Annotated in this window: 14 protein-coding genes; 11 read left to right on the top strand and 3 right to left on the bottom strand. The window is 67.4% G+C overall.

The features are described 5' to 3' along the window. Positions 1-4: 4 nt before the first annotated feature. Positions 5-958, bottom strand: a complete 954-nt coding sequence (locus IB278_RS10490) for a branched-chain amino acid transaminase (RefSeq protein ID WP_124958353.1) — start codon at positions 956-958, stop codon at positions 5-7. A 130-nt stretch (positions 959-1,088) separates the two neighbouring features. Between IB278_RS10490 and IB278_RS10485 the strand changes: the two genes are divergently transcribed. Next, positions 1,089-2,093: a recombination-associated protein RdgC gene (locus IB278_RS10485; protein WP_192323382.1), complete on the top strand. Its 1,005-nt coding sequence runs from the start codon at positions 1,089-1,091 to the stop codon at positions 2,091-2,093. Positions 2,094-2,117: 24 nt separating this feature from the next. On the opposite strand, the gene IB278_RS10480 is transcribed toward IB278_RS10485, so the two are convergent. After that, positions 2,118-2,561, bottom strand: coding sequence for a glycerate kinase (locus tag IB278_RS10480; RefSeq protein ID WP_192323381.1), 444 nt, complete (start codon positions 2,559-2,561; stop codon positions 2,118-2,120). 250 nt (positions 2,562-2,811) lie between these two features. Further along, the gene (gene radA, locus IB278_RS10475) at positions 2,812-4,200 is read right to left on the bottom strand and encodes a DNA repair protein RadA (protein WP_192323380.1); all 1,389 of its coding nucleotides are present in this window, start codon (positions 4,198-4,200) and stop codon (positions 2,812-2,814) included. Positions 4,201-4,299: 99 nt separating this feature from the next. On the opposite strand from radA, the gene hpaR reads away from it, so the two are divergent. The 10 genes from hpaR to hpaI are packed head-to-tail and all read left to right on the top strand — an operon-like array spanning position 4,300 to position 12,565. Continuing rightward, complete coding sequence (gene hpaR / locus IB278_RS10470; protein WP_192323379.1) at positions 4,300-4,734, top strand: homoprotocatechuate degradation operon regulator HpaR; 435 nt, start codon at positions 4,300-4,302, stop codon at positions 4,732-4,734. Continuing rightward, positions 4,731-5,366, top strand: coding sequence for a fumarylacetoacetate hydrolase family protein (locus tag IB278_RS10465; protein WP_145742918.1), 636 nt, complete (start codon positions 4,731-4,733; stop codon positions 5,364-5,366). Before hpaR ends, IB278_RS10465 begins: the two co-directional genes overlap by 4 nt. Next, positions 5,363-6,133 (top strand): fumarylacetoacetate hydrolase family protein, encoded by a 771-nt coding sequence (locus IB278_RS10460; RefSeq protein ID WP_145742920.1) that lies wholly within the window; start codon positions 5,363-5,365, stop codon positions 6,131-6,133. The genes IB278_RS10465 and IB278_RS10460 overlap by 4 nt, the downstream gene beginning before the upstream one ends. Before the next feature lie 41 nt (positions 6,134-6,174). Continuing rightward, the gene (locus tag IB278_RS10455) at positions 6,175-7,167 is read left to right on the top strand and encodes a Bug family tripartite tricarboxylate transporter substrate binding protein (RefSeq protein WP_145742921.1); all 993 of its coding nucleotides are present in this window, start codon (positions 6,175-6,177) and stop codon (positions 7,165-7,167) included. A gap of 20 nt (positions 7,168-7,187) precedes the next feature. Continuing rightward, a complete protein-coding gene (hpaE, locus tag IB278_RS10450; protein WP_192323378.1) occupies positions 7,188-8,654 on the top strand; it encodes a 5-carboxymethyl-2-hydroxymuconate semialdehyde dehydrogenase in 1,467 nt (488 codons plus the stop codon). Continuing rightward, positions 8,651-9,625 carry a tripartite tricarboxylate transporter substrate binding protein gene (locus IB278_RS10445; protein ID WP_192323377.1) on the top strand — a complete coding sequence of 325 codons (975 nt, stop codon included), beginning with the start codon at positions 8,651-8,653 and terminating at the stop codon, positions 9,623-9,625. The genes hpaE and IB278_RS10445 overlap by 4 nt, the downstream gene beginning before the upstream one ends. Before the next feature lie 21 nt (positions 9,626-9,646). Beyond that, the gene (gene hpaD, locus IB278_RS10440; RefSeq protein ID WP_145742927.1) at positions 9,647-10,510 is read left to right on the top strand and encodes a 3,4-dihydroxyphenylacetate 2,3-dioxygenase; all 864 of its coding nucleotides are present in this window, start codon (positions 9,647-9,649) and stop codon (positions 10,508-10,510) included. Positions 10,511-10,519: 9 nt separating this feature from the next. After that, positions 10,520-10,924 carry a 5-carboxymethyl-2-hydroxymuconate Delta-isomerase gene (locus IB278_RS10435; protein ID WP_145742928.1) on the top strand — a complete coding sequence of 135 codons (405 nt, stop codon included), beginning with the start codon at positions 10,520-10,522 and terminating at the stop codon, positions 10,922-10,924. 5 nt (positions 10,925-10,929) lie between these two features. Further along, a complete protein-coding gene (hpaH, locus tag IB278_RS10430; RefSeq protein ID WP_145742930.1) occupies positions 10,930-11,733 on the top strand; it encodes a 2-oxo-hept-4-ene-1,7-dioate hydratase in 804 nt (267 codons plus the stop codon). 10 nt (positions 11,734-11,743) lie between these two features. Next, a complete protein-coding gene (hpaI, locus tag IB278_RS10425; protein ID WP_145742932.1) occupies positions 11,744-12,565 on the top strand; it encodes a 4-hydroxy-2-oxoheptanedioate aldolase in 822 nt (273 codons plus the stop codon). Position 12,566 lies beyond the last annotated feature (1 nt).

The raw sequence follows: 12,566 nt of genomic DNA, 5'->3' as shown, positions 1-12,566 counted from the left end.
TTTCTCAGACTTTCGTGAGCCAGTGGGCGTATTTGGGGTTCTTGCCGTTCACGATGTCGAAGAAGGCAGCCTGGATCTTTTCGGTGACGGGACCGCGCGATCCGCCGTCGCCGCGGTTGCCGATCTCGATGCGGTCGAGCTCGCGGATGGGCGTCACTTCAGCGGCCGTGCCGGTGAAGAAGGCTTCGTCGGCAATGTAGACCTCGTCGCGCGTGATGCGCTTTTGCACCAGCTCGAGCCCCAGGTCCTTGCACACGTGCAGGATGGTGTTGCGCGTGATGCCGTTGAGCGCGCCGGCCGAGAGGTCGGGCGTGTAGACCACGCCGCCCTTGACCACGAAGATGTTCTCGCCCGCGCCTTCGGAGACAAAGCCGCTCGCGTCGAGCAGCAGCGCCTCGTCGTAGCCGTCGTCCAGCGCTTCCATGTTGGCGAGGATCGAGTTGGTGTAGTTGCTCACCGTCTTGGCCTGCGTCATCGTGATGTTGACGTGGTGGCGGGTGAAGCTCGAGGTCTTCACGCGGATGCCGCGCTTCATGCCCTCTTCGCCCAGGTAGGCGCCCCAGGACCAGGCCGCGACCATGGCGTGGATCCGGTTGCCCTTGGGGCTCACGCCGAGCTTTTCGGAGCCGATCCAGATCAGCGGGCGCAGGTAGCAGCTTTCGAGCTTGTTCTCGCGCACCACCTGCTTCTGGGCTTCGTTGAGCTGTTCCTGCGTGAACGGGATCTTCATGCGCAGGATCTTGGCGCTGTTGAACAGGCGCTCGGTGTGCTCGGCCAGGCGGAAGATGGCGGTGCTGCCGTCGGCCGTCTTGTAGGCGCGCACGCCCTCGAAGGCGCCGCAGCCGTAGTGCAGCGTGTGGCTCAGCACGTGGATCTTGGCGTCGCGCCAGTCCACGAGTTCGCCGTCCATCCAGATCTTGCCGTCACGGTCGTCCAGCGAGGGGGGGATCGAGCTCATTTCCTGATTCCTTTGGGAGCTGTGGGGGTGCGACAGGGGAAGTCGCAAAAGCTTTCGATTTTACGGCCGAGCCCGCAACGCCGTGCCCGACAATGGCCGGTTGTCCAAACCAGTGGAAAAAAGGGTTTCCGTGTCCGTATTCAAGAACGTCATCGTCTATCGCATCGAACCTGCCTGGTCCCAAACACTGGCCGAGGCCGAAGAAGCGCTCGCCAAGGCGCGTTTCGAGCCCTGCGGCCCCTCGCAGGAAAAATCCGCCGGCTGGATCGAACCCCGCGGCGAGGCCAATGGCCCGCTGGTCGAATCCATCGACGGCCAATGGCTGGTCGAATACATGATCGAGAGCAAGGCGGTGCCCGGCTCCGTGGTGCGCCGCAAGCTCGACGAGCGCTGCGCGCAGATCGAGGCCGCCACCGGCCGCAAGCCCGGCAAGAAGGAAAAGAAGGAGCTCAAGGAGGACATCACCCTCGAGCTGCTGCCGATGGCCTTCACGCGCAGCGCCCGCGTGGCCGTGTGGATCGACAAGGCCGAGCACCGCCTCGTGATCAACAGCGGCAACGCCGCGCGCGCCGACGAAGTGGTCACCAGCCTCGTGAAGTCGCTCGACGGCTTTGCGGTGGCCCTCATCAACACGCAGATCGAGCCCGCCGCCGCCATGGCCAACTGGCTGCTGACGCAGGAGCCGCCGGCCGGCTTCACCATCGACCGCGAGTGCGAACTCAAGGCCTCGGACGACTCCAAGGCCGTGGTGCGCTACGCCAAGCACCCGCTCGACATCGAGGAGGTGCAGAAGCACATCACCGACGGCAAGCGCCCGACGCGCCTGGCGCTCACCTGGGACGACCGCGTGTCCTTCGAGCTGACGCACGGCATGCTGATCCGCAAGATCGTGTTCCTCGAAGGCACGGGCGACGGCGCAGCCGGCGGCAAGAAGGAAGACAACTTCGACGCCGACGTGGCCATTGCCACCGGCGAACTCGGCCAGCTGGTGCCGGCGCTGCTCGACGCGCTGGGCGGCGAGGCGGCCTTCAGCGGCGCCCCAACGGGCGCAGCAGCGCCGGAGGCTGCCGTGCAAGTGCCCGCGACCACCACACCGGCCGAGGCCGAAGCCGAGGAAGAAGACGCGCCGTTCTGACGGCCGGCGCTTCCTGGCTTCTTCCTAGCCCGCGTTGTTTTCTTCGGAAGACGGCGCGTCGTCAGGCGCGGCTTCGGGCCGCGTCAGCGTCCAGCTCTGCAGCTTGCCGCCGTTGAACACGGCGTCGACATACGAGCCGCCGGTGTCGGTCCAGCGGTAGAGCTCGGGCTGCTCGTCCTTGGGCGAGCGCAGTTCGCCCAGGGCGCGCGTCATCGCAATGACGTGCATCAGCGTCACGCCCGGCTTGAGCTTGGCGTTGAGCATCACCGCGCTCGCGACATAGCCCACCGGCCGGTCGGCCGCGCGCTTGAGCACCTGCATGGCGCGGTTGAAGTGCAGCAGCAGGAACATCACGATGGCGCCGCCGGTCAGCGCCACGCCGGCCCAGCCATAGTTGCGCCATGCGAGCCCGAGCAGGACGATGCCGCCCACGGGCACCAGTATTTTCTGGAAATTCATGGGCCGCATTGTCGCCTCGCGCGGTAGCCGGCGCGGCTACCGCCAGGCGCGCAGGACGGTACTCGCCCCCAAAAGCGACCCGCGCGGCGGCGCCAGCGGGCACATTTCGCCGCACGGGCCAACGCCACCGGCTTCAGGGAGAGGCAACCGAGGTTGCCAGCACAACAAGAAGACACGTCACACATATCGGGGGGACAGGGAGGATCGCCCGGCGCATCAATGGTGCGCCGGGCATTTTTTTGCGCACTCGATCCCTCGGTCAGTCGAGGCGGCGCACGATCTCCATCGCCTCCTCGATGCGCTCGACGGCATGGATGGTCAGGCCCTCGATCTCCTTCGCGCCCTTGCGCGGCGCGTTGGCCTTGGGCACCACGGCCACGCTGAACCCGAGCTTGGCCGCTTCGCGCAGGCGCTCCTGGCCGCGCGGCGCGGGGCGCACTTCGCCCGCCAGGCCGACCTCGCCGAAGGCGATGAAGCCCTTGGGCAGCGCCTTGCCGCGCAGGCTCGAGGTGATGGCGAGCATCACGGCCAGGTCGGCCGCGGGCTCGCTGATGCGTACGCCGCCCACCGCGTTCACGAACACGTCCTGGTCCATGCAGGCCACGCCGGCGTGGCGGTGCAGCACGGCCAGCAGCATCGCGAGACGGTCGCGGTCCAGGCCCACCGAGAGGCGGCGCGGGCTCGGCCCGCCGTTGTCGACCAGCGCCTGGATCTCCACCAGCATCGGCCGCGTGCCTTCGAGCGTGACCAGCACCACGCTGCCGGGCACCGGCTCCGCATGCTGGCTCAGGAAGATCGCGCTGGGGTTGGCCACGCCCTTCAGGCCGCGCTCGGTCATCGCGAACACGCCGATCTCGTTGACGGCGCCGAAGCGGTTCTTGATGGCGCGCACGAGGCGGAAGCTCGAATGCGTGTCGCCTTCGAAATACAGCACCGTGTCGACCATGTGCTCGAGCACGCGCGGTCCCGCGAGCGCACCCTCCTTGGTGACGTGGCCCACCAGCACCACGGCCGTGCCGCTGGTCTTGGCAAAGCGCGTGAGATGCGCCGCGCATTCGCGCACCTGGGCCACCGAGCCTGGCGCGGAGGTGAGCTGGTCGGAATACACCGTCTGGATCGAGTCGATCACCGCGATGGCCGGACGCGTGGCGTCGAGCGTGGCGATGATCTTCTCGAGCTGGATCTCGGCCAGCACCTGCACCTGCGAGTGGTCCAGGCCGAGGCGCCTGGAACGCAGCGCCACCTGCGCGCCGCTTTCCTCGCCGGTGACGTAGAGCGCGTTCTGCCCCGCGCGCTGCAGCGCATCGACCGCCTGCAGCAGCAGCGTCGACTTGCCGATGCCCGGATCGCCGCCGATCAGCGTGACGCCCCCCGAGACGATGCCGCCGCCCAGCACGCGGTCGAGCTCGTCGAGCCCGGTGGGCGTGCGCGCGACGTCGGTCGCTTCTATTTCGGAGAGGGTCGCGAGTTCGGACACGCCCGCGAGCGCGGCGTACTGCGTGCCGAAGCGGTTGTTGGCCGGGCCGCTGCCGCCCGCCACCTGTTCGATGAGAGTGTTCCAGGCGCCGCAGCTCGGGCACTTGCCGAGCCACTTGGGGCTGGTGCCGCCGCATTCGCTGCAGACGAAAGTTGTTTTGTCCTTGGCCATGCAGCGAGTTTAGGTGTCCGCACAAACCCTGATGCCGAACGGCTTGGAAAGCGTTTGCCAATCATTTAACATGTTAAGTAATTTGGAAAGGCACCGCGCTTGAGCACCACCTTCGCCCACCGCAACCTCCCGCGTCTGCTGCTGCAGGCGCGCGAAGCCGTCATGGCCCACACGCGGCCCAGCCTGCGCGAGCACGCGCTGTCCGACCAGCAGTGGCGCGTGCTGCGCGTGCTCGGCGAGAACGGTGCGGTCGAAACCGGCCGCGTGGCGCGCGAGGCCTTCATCCTCGGCCCCAGCCTCACGGGCGTGCTCGCGCGCATGGAGCGAGACGACCTCATCACCCGCAGCCGCGACCCCGAGGACCAGCGCCGCACCGTGGTCGAGGCGACGGCGCACGGAATGAAGCTGGTGAAGAAGCTGTCCTCGAGCATCGAGTCGCACTACCAGTGGCTGGAGCAGTCGCTGGGCAAGGCCAAGCTGACGCAGCTGTATGGGCTGCTGGACGAACTGATCGCGCTGGAGCAACCCGAATGACCTCCTCTCCTTTCCTGCCGACCGGCACCGTGTACGGCACGCTGCTGAACTTCCGCGCCGAGCTCGATGCGCTCGCGCCGCAGATGACGCAGCCACCCTACAAGGCACCGCCGAAGGCGCCGGTGCTCTATGTGAAGACGGCCAACACCTGGAGCCCGCACGGCAGCGCCATCGCGGTGCCTTCGTCCGTGCCAGAAGTGGAGATCGGCGCGAGCATCGGCATGGTGATCGGTGCCGAGGGCGACGTCGAGGGCTTCGTGCTGATGAACGACCTCTCGATTCCGCATGCGAGCTTCTTCCGCCCGCCCGTGAAGTTCAAGTGCGTCGATGGGTTCCTGGGCATCGGCCCGGTGCTGCGCGATGCGCAGGAGGTGGCCGACCCCGCGCACTTCCACGTCGAGGTGCGCATCAATGGGGAGTTGAAGCAATCGATCGATTTCTCGCAGCTCGTGCGGCCGGCGCAGCAGCTGCTCACCGACGTGGGCGAGTTCATGACGCTCGCGCATGGCGACGTGCTGATGCTCGGCTGCGACGCCGGCCGGCCGCTGGCGCGTGCGGGCGACCGCATCGAGATTTCCGCGCCGGGGTTCGAGAGCCTCTGCAACACGCTCGTGCAGGAGGCCGCCGCATGAAGCACGCACGCGTCATCTTCGAAGGCCGCGAGCACACCGGCACCGCACACGACTTCAACGGCCAGGCCGACGCCGCCGTGCGGCTGGACGACGGCCGCGTCGTGCCGCAGGAACAGCTCGTCTGGCTGCCGCCGCTCGCGCCCACGCCGCGCCCGCGCACCATCCTCGCGCTCGGCCTCAACTACGCCGATCACGCGAAGGAACTCGAGTTCAAGGCGCCCGAGGAGCCGCTGGTGTTCATCAAGGGCCAGAGCACGCTGATCGGCCACCGGCAGTTCACGCACCGGCCGGCTGGCGTGCAGTTCATGCACTACGAGTGCGAGCTCGCCATCGTGATCGGCAAGACCGCAAAGCACGTGAAGCGCGATGACGCCTGCGACTTCATCGGCGGCTACACCGTGGCCAATGACTACGCGATCCGCGACTACCTGGAGAACTGGTACCGCCCCAACCTGCGCGTGAAGAACCGCGACACCTGCACGCCGCTGGGCCCGTGGTTCGTCGATGCGGCCGACGTGCCCGATCCGATGGCGCTCGCATTGAAGACCACGGTGAACGGCACCGTCACGCAGCAGGGCAGCACGCGCGACATGATCTTCGACGCGCCCTTCCTCATCGAGTATTTCAGCCGCTTCATGACGCTGTCGCCGGGCGACCTGATCCTCACGGGCACGCCCGACGGCGTGGTCGACTGCAAGCCGGGCGATGTGGTCGTCTGCGCGATCGAAGGCATCGGGGCCCTGGTCAACACCATCGACGCGGCCTGAATTTTTTCCTGTCACACACAAAAAAAGCGGAGACAAGCACCATGAAAGCCAGAAAGAAAATGCCCGGCGTGGCAGCCATGCTCGTGGCGCTGAGCGCCTCGGTGCTCGCGCTCGGCGCGTCCGCGCAAACCGCAGCCTACCCGGCCAAGCCCGTGCGCTGGGTGGTGGGCTACCCGGCCGGCGGTGGCACCGATTTTCTCGCACGCACGGTCGGCGCGCAGGTGTCGCAGCAGATGGGCCAGCCGGTGCTGGTCGACAACAAGCCCGGCGCGGGCGCGATCATCGCGTCGGAGAACGTGGCGCGCTCGCCCGGCGACGGCTACACCGTGTTCTCGGCCGACAACGGCGTGCTGATCTACAACCCCGCGCTCTACAGGAAACTGCCCTACGACGCCGAGAAAGACTTCGCGCTCGTCGGCATGATGGGCCGCTCGCCGCTCATCATCACGGCCGCGCCCAATGCCGGCATCGCCGATGCGAAGGCGCTGCTCGCCGCGCTCAAGGCATCGCCCGGCAAGTACAGCATCGCGACGCCGGGTACCGGCAGTCCGCACCACCTGGCGATGGAACTGTTCCAGCGCGAGGCCGGCGTGTCGATGCTGCACGTGCCTTACAAGGGCGGCGCGCCGGCGCTGCAGGACCTGATGGGCGGGCAGGTGCCGCTGATGATGCTCGACCTGCCCAGCGGTGTGAGCGCCGTGAAGGCCGGCAAGGTGGTGCCGCTGCTCGCGATGTCGGCCGAGCGCATTGCGCAACTGCCCAACGTGCCCACCGCCAAGGAACTGGGCTACGCCAACGTCGAGGCCTACACCTGGCAAGGCCTCGTCGCACCCGCCGCCACGCCGAAGGAAGTGCAGGCGAAGCTGGGCGCGGAGCTGCAGAAGGCCATGGCCGATGGCGGCGTGCGCCAGAAGCTCTACGACGCGGGCTGGGAAGCCCGCCCTGCAGACGCCGCCGAAATGACGCGCTACACCGACGCCGAGCGCAAGAAGTGGCATGCCCTGATCAAGGCGCGCGACATCAAACTCGATTGAACCGGACCGGACATTTCTCCATGCAACAGATCGACCATCTCATCGGCGGCAAGTCCGTCGCCGGCAGCGACTACTTCGAAACCGTCAACCCCGCCACGCAGGAGGTGCTGGCCGAAGTCGCCTCGGGCGGCGAGGCCGAAGTGAATGCGGCCGTGGCCGCCGCCAAGGAGGCCTTCCCGAAGTGGGCCGGCCTGCCCGCGCCCGAGCGCGCCAAGCTCATCCGCAAGCTCGGAGACCTGATCGCCCGGCACGTGCCCGAAATCGCGCAGACCGAGACCAACGACTGCGGCCAGGTCATTTCGCAAACGGGCAAGCAGTTGATCCCCCGCGCGGCCGACAACTTCTATTACTTCGCCGAGATGTGCACGCGCGTGGACGGCCACACCTATCCCACGCCCACGCACCTGAACTACACGCTGTTCCATCCGGTGGGCGTGTGCGCACTCATCAGCCCGTGGAACGTGCCGTTCATGACGGCCACCTGGAAGGTCGCGCCCTGCCTGGCCTTCGGCAACACCGCGGTACTGAAGATGAGCGAGCTCTCGCCGCTGACAGCTGCGCGCCTGGGCGAACTCGCGCTCGAAGCGGGCATTCCCGCCGGCGTGCTGAACCTGGTGCACGGCTACGGCAAGGAAGCCGGCGAGCCGCTCGTGGCGCACCCCGATGTGCGCGCGATCTCGTTCACCGGCTCCACCGCCACGGGCAACCGCATCGTGAAGAGCGCGGGCCTGAAAAAGTTCAGCATGGAACTCGGCGGCAAGAGCCCGTTCGTGATCTTCGACGACGCCGACCTCGACCGCGCGCTCGACGCGGCCGTGTTCATGATCTTCAGCAACAACGGCGAGCGCTGCACGGCCGGCTCGCGCATCCTGGTGCAGCAGTCGATCTACGCGGACTTTGCCGCCAGGTTCGCCGAGCGCGCCAGGCGCATCACCGTGGGCGACCCGCTCGACGAGAAGACCATCGTGGGCCCGATGATTTCGCAGGCGCACCTGGCCAAGGTGCGCAGCTACATCGAGCTGGGGCCGAAGGAAGGCGCAACGCTGCTGTGCGGTGGCCTCGAGGCGCCAGCGAACCTGCCCGACCGCGTGAAGAAGGGCAACTACGTGATGCCCACCGTGTTCGCCGATGTCGACAACCGCATGAAGATCGCGCAGGACGAGATCTTCGGACCGGTCGCCTGCCTGATTCCGTTCAAGGACGAGGCGCACGCAATCGAACTCGCCAACGACATCGCCTACGGCCTCAGCAGCTACGTCTGGACCGAGAACATCGGCCGGGCGCACCGCGTGGCCGCCGCGGTGGAGGCCGGCATGTGCTTCGTCAACAGCCAGAACGTCAGAGACCTTCGCCAGCCCTTCGGTGGCACCAAGGCCTCGGGCACGGGGCGCGAGGGCGGCACGTGGAGCTACGAAGTGTTCTGCGAGCCGAAGAACATTGCGGTATCGATGGGCTCGCACCACATCCCGCATTGGGGCATGGCATGAACACGCGGCGCCGCACGCTGCTGCAGGGCGCGGCCGCACTCGCCGCGCTGCCCTCGCTCGCGCGGGCACAGACCGCCTGGCCCCACAAGCCGGTCCGCGTGATCGTGCCCTTCCCGCCCGGCGGCACCACCGACTTCGTCGCGCGCCTCGTAGGCACCGAGGTGGCGAAGGCGCTGTGCCAGCCGGTGATCGTCGAGAACAAGCCCGGCGCGGGCACGGTGATCGGCGTCGACTCGGCGGCCAAGGCCGCGCCCGACGGCTATACCTTCGTCTGCGTGGCCAACAGCTTCACGGCCAACCAGACGCTGGTCCGCAAGCTGCCCTACGACACGCAGAAAGACCTGCGCCCCGTCGCGCTCATGGGCATGTCGGAGCATGTGCTGGCCACGCATCCCGCGAGCGGCCTGAAGACGCTGGCCGACCTGCGCAACGCCGCCACGGCCAAGCCCGGCACGCTGAGCTTCGCCTCCTTCGGCAACGGCACCTCGGCCCACCTGTCGGGCGAGATGCTCAAGCTGCAGATGGGCCTGGACATCATGCACGTGCCCTACAAGGGCCAGGGCCCCGCACTCACCGACCTGCTCGGCGGGCAGGTGACGATGATGTTCGGCAACTGGCCCGAGTTCCGTAGCCACGTGCAGGGCGGCAAGCTGGTGGCGCTGGGCATGGCGACCGCGCAGCGCTCGCAATACGCGAGCGCCATACCCACGCTGGCGGAACAGGGCGTGCCCATCGAGTCCAATTCGTGGAACGGACTGCTGGCGCCCGCTGGCACGCCCGATGCCATCGTGCAGCGCATGAACGCCGAGGTGAACCGCGCGCTCGCGAGCCCCGCGGTGGCCGAAGCCTTCCAGAAGGGCGGCATCGCGCCGCTGCCGGGCACGCCGGAGCGCTTCGCGGCCTTCATCCAGAGCGAGATCGCGAAGTACGGCGACGTGATCCGCAAGGCCAACATCCAGCTCGAAGCCTGAACGGAACAAGGAGATACGGACATGGGCCAACTCGCTCTCGCCGCCAAGATCACGCACGTGCCGTCGATGTACCTCTCGGAATTCCCGGGACCGAACTTCGGCTGCCGCGACGCCGCGATCAACGGGCACAAGGAAATCGACCGGCGCTGCCGCGCGCTGGGCGTGGACACCATCGTGGTGTTCGACGTGCACTGGCAGGTCAACAGCGAATACCACATCAACTGCGGCCCGAAGTTCGGCGGTACCTACACCAGCAACGAACTGCCGCACTTCATCAAGAACATGCCCTACGCCTACCCCGGCAACCCGGCGCTGGGCCACCTGATCGCCGACATGGCCAACGAGATGGGCGTGAAGAGCCGCGCGCACAGCGACACCACGCTCGAACTGGAGTACGGCACGCTGGTGCCGATGCGCTACATGAACCCCGACCAGCACTACAAGGTGATCAGCATCAGCGGCTGGTGCGACTGGCACGACCTCACCGAGTCGGGCCGCTTCGGCCTCGCGGTGCGCCGCGCGATCGAGGAGCGCTACGAGGGCACGGTGGCGGTGTTCGCGAGCGGCTCGCTCTCGCACCACTTCGCGGACAACGGCCGCGCCCCCGAATTCATGCACAAGGTCTACGATCCCTTCCTCGAGCAGGTGGACCGCCGCGTGGTCGAACTGTGGAAGGCCGGCGACTGGCAGACCTTCGTCGGCATGCTGCCGATGTACGCCGACAAGTGCTGGGGCGAAGGCGACATGCACGACACCGCGATGCTGCTGGGCCTGCTGGGCTGGGACCGCTACACCGCGCCGGTGGAGGTGGTCACGCCCTACTTCGGCAGCTCGGGCACGGGGCAGATCAATGCGATCTTCCCGGTCACACCCCTTCCCGTCTGAGCACGCACCATGCCCCACCTCGTCATTCTCTACACGCCCAACATCGAAGCTGAGACCGACATGTCGGCGCTGTGCCGCACGCTGGCCGACACCATGCTCGCGCAGCAGGACGAGACCGGCAAACCGGTGTTCCCCATCGGCGGCACGCGCGTGCTGGCCTATCCCGCTGCGCACTGCGCGGTGGCCGACGGCAAGGCCGACTATGCCTTCGTGTACCTCAACATCCGCATGGCCGCGGGGCGCTCGGAGGCCGTAAAGAAAAAAGCCGGCGACGAACTTCTGGCCGCCGTGCGCACGCATTTCGAACCGATCTTCGACAAGCGCCACATCGGCATCACACTGCAGATCGACGAAAGCCCGGGCCAGGTGTACGACGGCAAGCACAGCAACCTGCATCCGCTCTTCAACAAGTAGAAACCATGCTCACCGCCGACACCATCGCCCAGCTGGCCGCCGAACTGCACGAAAGCGAAAGGTCGCGCGTGCAGGTCGAGCATTTCTCCAAGCGCTTTCCGGAAATGACCCTCGAGGACGGCTACGCCATCTCGCGCGAATGGGTCAGGCAGAAGATCGCCGAGGGCCGCGTCGTGAAGGGCCACAAGATCGGCCTGACCTCGCGTGCCATGCAGCAGTCCAGCCAGATCGACGAACCCGACTACGGCACCTTGCTCGACGACATGTTCTTCGAGCAGGGCGGCGACATTCCGTTCAAGCGCTTCATCGCGCCGCGCATCGAGGTGGAGCTGGCCTTCGTCCTCGGCAGGAAGCTGCAGGGGCCGAACGTGAGCATCTTCGACGTGCTGGCCGCCACCGACTACGTGGTGCCGGCCATCGAGATCATCGACGCGCGCATCGAGCAGTTCGACCGCCACACCAAGGCGCCGCGCAAGGTGTTCGACACCATTGCCGACAACGCGGCCAACGCCGGCATCGTGATGGGCGGCCGGCCGGTCAAGCCCGACGCGGTCGACCTGCGCTGGGTGAGCGCGCTGCTCTACAAGAACGGCGTGATCGAGGAGTCGGGCGTGGCCGCGGCCGTGCTCAACCACCCGGCCACGGGCGTGGCCTGGCTCGCGAACAAGCTCGCGCCGTGGGACGAATGCCTCGAAGCCGGCGAAGTGGTGCTGGGCGGCTCGTTCACGCGGCCCACCACCGCCCTGCCCGGCGACACCTTCCATGCCGACTACGGCCCTCTGGGCAGCATTGCCTTTCGTCTCATCTAAAAGACACACCATGCAAACACCCCTGAACACCTTCAAGCAGGCCATGCAGGCCGGCGAACAGAAGATCGGCCTCTGGGTCGGCCTGGCCGACGGCTATGCGGCCGAGATCCTGGCCGGCACCGGCTTCGACTGGCTGCTGGTCGACGGCGAGCACGCGCCCAACGACGTGCGCTCGGTGCTCGCGCAGCTGCAGGGCATCTCCAGCGCCTGGTCGGCACAGCCCGATTCGGAACGCTCGCATCCCGTGGTGCGGGTGCCGGTGGGTGACGTCACGCTGCTCAAGCAGTACCTGGACATCGGCGCGCAGACCATCCTGGTGCCGATGGTCGACACCGCCGAGCAGGCGGCGCGCATGGTGCAGGGCATGCGCTATCCGCCCGAAGGCATCCGCGGCATGGGCAGCGCCCTGGCGCGCGCCTCGCGCTGGCAGGCCTATCCGCGCTACCTGCACGAGGCCAACGCGCAAACCTGCCTGTTGGTGCAGGCCGAGACCGTGGAAGCCATGAAGAACCTCGACGCCATCGCGGCCACGCCGGGCGTGGACGGCGTGTTCATCGGGCCGGCCGACCTGTCGGCCTCGATGGGCTTCGTCGGCCAGCCGAACCATCCCGAGGTGCAGGCCATGATCGCCGACGCCATCGCGCGCATCCGCAAGGCCGGCAAGGCGCCGGGCATCCTGTCGACCACCGAGGAGCAGGCGCGCAAGTGGCTGGCCGCCGGCGCGCAGTTCGTGGCGGTGGGCGTGGACACCATCCTGCTCACGGCGGCGGCCAGGCAGCTGTCGTCCCGATACAAGAGCGCCGCGAGCGCCGTAACGCCCAGCGGCTACTGAC

Origin of the sequence: Variovorax sp. VRV01, from assembly GCF_014852545.1 — a bacterium.
GTDB classification, from domain to species: domain Bacteria; phylum Pseudomonadota; class Gammaproteobacteria; order Burkholderiales; family Burkholderiaceae_C; genus Variovorax; species Variovorax beijingensis_A.
The sequence above is the reverse complement of the archived record's forward strand: the minus strand, read 5'-3'. Positions and strand labels throughout refer to the sequence as shown.

What these genes read in the sequence shown, in the direction of transcription:
- radA (WP_192323380.1), bottom strand. Translation starts at nt 4,200, where the DNA reads ATGGCCAAGGACAAAACAACTTTCGTCTGCAGCGAATGCGGCGGCACC.
- IB278_RS10490 (WP_124958353.1), bottom strand. Translation starts at nt 958, where the DNA reads ATGAGCTCGATCCCCCCCTCGCTGGACGACCGTGACGGCAAGATCTGG.
- hpaD (WP_145742927.1), top strand. Translation starts at nt 9,647, where the DNA reads ATGGGCCAACTCGCTCTCGCCGCCAAGATCACGCACGTGCCGTCGATG.
- IB278_RS10445 (WP_192323377.1), top strand. Translation starts at nt 8,651, where the DNA reads ATGAACACGCGGCGCCGCACGCTGCTGCAGGGCGCGGCCGCACTCGCC.
- IB278_RS10465 (WP_145742918.1), top strand. Translation starts at nt 4,731, where the DNA reads ATGACCTCCTCTCCTTTCCTGCCGACCGGCACCGTGTACGGCACGCTG.
- IB278_RS10480 (WP_192323381.1), bottom strand. Translation starts at nt 2,561, where the DNA reads ATGCGGCCCATGAATTTCCAGAAAATACTGGTGCCCGTGGGCGGCATC.
- IB278_RS10435 (WP_145742928.1), top strand. Translation starts at nt 10,520, where the DNA reads ATGCCCCACCTCGTCATTCTCTACACGCCCAACATCGAAGCTGAGACC.
- IB278_RS10460 (WP_145742920.1), top strand. Translation starts at nt 5,363, where the DNA reads ATGAAGCACGCACGCGTCATCTTCGAAGGCCGCGAGCACACCGGCACC.
- hpaE (WP_192323378.1), top strand. Translation starts at nt 7,188, where the DNA reads ATGCAACAGATCGACCATCTCATCGGCGGCAAGTCCGTCGCCGGCAGC.
- hpaI (WP_145742932.1), top strand. Translation starts at nt 11,744, where the DNA reads ATGCAAACACCCCTGAACACCTTCAAGCAGGCCATGCAGGCCGGCGAA.
- hpaH (WP_145742930.1), top strand. Translation starts at nt 10,930, where the DNA reads ATGCTCACCGCCGACACCATCGCCCAGCTGGCCGCCGAACTGCACGAA.
- IB278_RS10455 (WP_145742921.1), top strand. Translation starts at nt 6,175, where the DNA reads ATGAAAGCCAGAAAGAAAATGCCCGGCGTGGCAGCCATGCTCGTGGCG.